Source organism: Streptomyces sp. SID14478 (genome assembly GCF_010548525.1).
In the GTDB taxonomy this organism is placed as follows: Bacteria; Actinomycetota; Actinomycetes; order Streptomycetales; family Streptomycetaceae; genus Streptomyces.
On record NZ_JAAGMG010000529.1, the window covers coordinates 1 to 3,925 of the forward strand.

The following is a 3,925-nucleotide window of genomic DNA, read 5'->3' on the forward strand; positions in this document are numbered from 1 at the left end:
GCCCCGGCGGTCTGCTCGCGGTCGCGGTGGGCGGGGTGCGCGCGGTGGAGGACCCGGCGCTGCGGGCGGCGTTCGGCGGCGCCCGGGGGCGGCTCGGGCCAGTGAGCTGAGAATCACCCGGGCGACGCATCGGGGTCATTGATCCGACACCTGCGACCTGGTGCTTTACTTCCTCAACTGCCGCGCCAAGTATCCCTTTTGTTCGCGAGCCGCACGGGTTCGGGAGCCCGACGAAAGGGATGCATCCAAGCGATGAGAGCAGCATCCGCCCTCTATGCCGCCGCGGGATCACTGGTCCTGTCCGCCCTCGTCGCCGCCCCCGCGGGCAGTGCGGCCGGCAGCGCCTCCCCCGAGACGCTCGGCACCGCCGTCGCGGCGCAGCGCGCAGCGGCGGCCGGCATCAGGTTCACCGCGTGTCCCGCCGCGGAGAACCTCCCCTCCCCGGCCACCTGCGGCACGGTGTCCGTCCCGATGGACTACGCACGTCCGCGCGGCAAGCAGATCAAGCTGACGGTCAGCCGGGTCAGGGCCACCGGCAAGAGCGCCGGCCACAGGACCGCGCGGCAGGGCGCGCTCGTCTTCAACCCGGGCGGGCCCGGCGGGAACGGCATGTACTTCCCGCTGGTCGGGATGATGCCGGAGTGGAAGCGCATCGGCGCCGCGTACGACCTCGTGGGGTACGCGCCGCGCGGCGTGGGCCGGTCGGCGCCGCTGTCCTGCCAGGACCCGAAGCAGTTCGCGAAGGCCCCCACGCAGGCGCCGACGCACCCTTCGGCCTCGTACAAGATGGAGCGGATCGCGCAGGCGAAGTCGTACGCGCGCGGCTGTGCGAAGAACCCGGACCTGCGGCACTACACGAGCCTGAACAACGCCCGCGACCTGGATGTGCTGCGGGCCGCGCTGGGCGAGAAGAAGCTGACGTTCATGGGCGCGTCGTACGGGACGTACATCGGCGCCGTGTACGCGCGGCTGTTCCCCTCGCACGTGCGCCGGATGGTCTTCGACTCGGCGGTGAACCCCGACCCGAGCCAGATCTGGTACGCCAACAACCTGGAGCAGTCCGCCGCGTTCGAGCGGCGCTGGGCCGACTTCCGCGCCTGGGTCGCCCGGCACGACGACACCTACCACCTGGGCAGGACGCCCGAGGAGGTCCTGGAGTCGTACGAGAAGGTGCGGGCGGAGGTCGCGCACGAGCCGGCCGGCGGCAAGGTCGGCCCGGGCCAGCTGCAGGCGGCCTATCTCCAGGCCGGGTACTACGACGACTACTGGGCGATGCGTGCGGTGGCCCTGTCCGAGTACCTGAAGGGCGACCCGAAGCCGCTGATCGACCAGGCCGCTCCGAGCCCGCGGGCCGCCGCCGAGAACGAGAACGGCACCGCGGTCTACACGGCGGTCGAGTGCAACGACGCGTCCTGGCCGACGGACTTCCGGCGCTGGGACCACGACAACTCCCGGCTCGCGCGCGTCGCTCCGTTCGAGACCTGGGACAACGCGTGGATGAACCTGCCGTGCGCCTACTGGTCCGCGCCGCAGCAGGAGCCGCTCGACGTGCGGACCGCGCCGGGCGCGCTGCCGCCCACGCTGATCCTCGCCGCCGAGCGGGACGCGGCGACGCCGTACACGGGGGCGCGGGAGCTGAACCGGCGGGTCGCCGGGTCGGTGCTCGTGACGGAGCGGGGGGCCGGGACGCACGGGATCGCCGGGGGTCCCAACGCCTGCGTCAACGGCCACATGGACGCGTATCTGCTGGAGGGGCGGGTGCCGGGGCGGCGCGCCGCGGACTGTGCCCCGCACGCGGCGCCCGCGCCCCTCGGGGCCGGTTCACGGGGACTCGCGGCGAAGCCCCGCGTGATCGGCTGACCTCAGGAGACGGCGGGGTCGCGGGCAAGTGCCCCGCGACCCCGCCGTCCTCTGTCCAGGAGTGGGCCGGATCAGGCGAGCCCGGCCACCAGTTCGGACACGCTCTTGCGGCGGCCCGTGTAGAAGGGGACCTCCTCGCGGACGTGCCTGCGGGCCTCGGAGCCGCGCAGCAGACGCATCAGGTCGACGATGCGGTACAGCTCGTCGGCCTCGAAGGCGAGGATCCACTCGTAGTCGCCGAGCGAGAACGAGGCGACCGTGTTGGCGCGCACGTCCGGGTAGCCGCGGGCCATCTTGCCGTGGTCGGCGAGCATCTTGCGGCGCTCGTCGTCGGGCAGCAGGTACCAGTCGTAGGAGCGCACGAAGGGGTAGACGGAGACGTAGTCGCGCGGCGTCTCGTCGGCCAGGAACGCCGGGATGTGGGAGCGGTTGAACTCGGCGGGGCGGTGCAGCGCCATGTTCGACCACACCGGCTCCAGGGCGCGGCCCAGCTTCGTGCGGCGGAAGAGGTTGTACGCCTCCTGCAGCTCGTCGGCGGTCTCCGCGTGCCACCAGATCATGAGGTCGGCGTCGGCGCGCAGCCCGGACACGTCGTACGTGCCGCGGATCGTCACGTCCTTCGCGGCGAGCTGGTCGAACAGCTCCTGGACCTCGTCCGCGTAGCCGGTGCGGTCCTCGGGAAGGACGTCCTTCAGCTTGAAGACGGACCAGAGCGTGTAGCGGATGACCTCGTTCAGGTCCTTGGCCAGCTTGCCCTTGTTCGGGATCCGCGCCGGTTCGGCGGTGGTGTTCTCGTCGCTCATGTCTTCATTCTCCTGCTCCGCCGTGCAGGCTCTGCACCGGGTTCGCCTTCAGCTCCTCGCGGGTGCTGTCGTCGCCGCCCAGCGCGTCCACGGCGGCGTACGCGCTCGCGATGCACGCCGGGATGCCGACGCCGTCGTACACGGCGCCGCACACGGTGAGGCCGGGCAGCTGGGCGAGGTGTTCGCGGATCCGGGCGACGCGGGCCGTGTGGCCGACCGGGTACTGCGGCAGGCCGTTGTCCCAGCGCGTGACGTGCGCGGCGACCGGCGTCGCGGCCAGGCCGGTGGCCTCGCGCAGGTCGTGCCGGGCGATCTCGGTGAGTTCCCTGTCGTCACGCGACAGGTCCTTGTCGTCGTCGTACCGGCCGACCGAGGTGCGCACGACGAGGAGGTCCGGGTTCTCCTCGGCGATCCAGCCCCACTTGTGGGAGGCGAAGGTGGCGGCCTTGATGGTGTGGCCGTCGACCGGCGGCACGAGGAAGCCGCTGCCGGCGGGGAGGTCGGTCTCGCTCTTGCGGTACGCCATCGTGATCAGGGCCATCGAGGCATAGTCGACGCAGCGCAGTTCCTGGGAGGCCTTGGGCGAGGCGGTGCGCAGCACGCTGGCCGCGGCGGGGGCGGGCAGCGCGATGACGACCTGGTCCGCGTTGTAGGTGCGGCCCTGCTCCGTGACCACGCGCCATTGCGGTTCGTGCTCGGCGGGCGTGTTCCCGTCGTGGGCGGCGGGGCGCGCGGAGCCCCGCGCGCCCAGGGACGTCACCCGCTCCCCCGTCACGATCGTGCCGCCCAGCTTGCGCACGGCCTCCGCGACCGCCTCCGGGAGCGTGCCGACACCGCCCTCGATGCCCATGAACACGGGGCCGACCTGCTGGTTGGCCGCGGTGCGGGCCTGGATCGCGCGGACCGCCTCCATCAGGGTCGGGTGGCGCGGGATCTCCTCGAAGAGCTGGGGGACGGCGCTGCGCATCGAGATGCGGTAGGCGTCGCCCGCGTAGACGCCGCCGAGGAGCGGTTCGACGAGGCGGTCGACCACCTCGCGGCCGAGGCGGGCCGCGACGTGGGTGCCGACGGCGATGTCGTCCCCGATCTCGGTCGGCGGCAGCTCGGCGTCCTGCCCGAGGCGGCGCAGGCCGTCGTCGGACAGCACGCCGGCCAGCGCGTCGGCGGTGCCGGGGACGCCCATGACGTGTCCCTTGGGCATGGGGCGCAGTTCGTCGCGGGTCCACAGCGAGGCGGTCGCGGTGGACGGCGGCTGCAGCCGG

3 protein-coding genes are annotated in these 3,925 nt (G+C 72.8%); 1 reads left to right on the forward strand and 2 read right to left on the reverse strand.

All coding sequences use genetic code 11. The features are described 5' to 3' along the window. Positions 1–252: 252 nt before the first annotated feature. A complete protein-coding gene (locus G3I40_RS17450; RefSeq protein WP_164303076.1) occupies positions 253–1,860 on the forward strand; it encodes an alpha/beta hydrolase in 1,608 nt (535 codons plus the stop codon). A 71-nt stretch (positions 1,861–1,931) separates the two neighbouring features. Here G3I40_RS17450 and hemQ read toward each other — a convergent pair whose 3' ends face one another. Then, positions 1,932–2,663, reverse strand: coding sequence for a hydrogen peroxide-dependent heme synthase (hemQ, locus tag G3I40_RS17455; RefSeq protein ID WP_164303077.1), 732 nt, complete (start codon positions 2,661–2,663; stop codon positions 1,932–1,934). A gap of 4 nt (positions 2,664–2,667) precedes the next feature. After that, on the reverse strand, positions 2,668–3,925 hold a 1,258-nt coding region (gene hemG, locus G3I40_RS17460; protein ID WP_164303078.1), incomplete at its 5' end, for a protoporphyrinogen oxidase.

What these genes read in the sequence shown, in the direction of transcription:
- hemQ (WP_164303077.1), bottom strand. Translation starts at nt 2,663, where the DNA reads ATGAGCGACGAGAACACCACCGCCGAACCGGCGCGGATCCCGAACAAG.
- G3I40_RS17450 (WP_164303076.1), top strand. Translation starts at nt 253, where the DNA reads ATGAGAGCAGCATCCGCCCTCTATGCCGCCGCGGGATCACTGGTCCTG.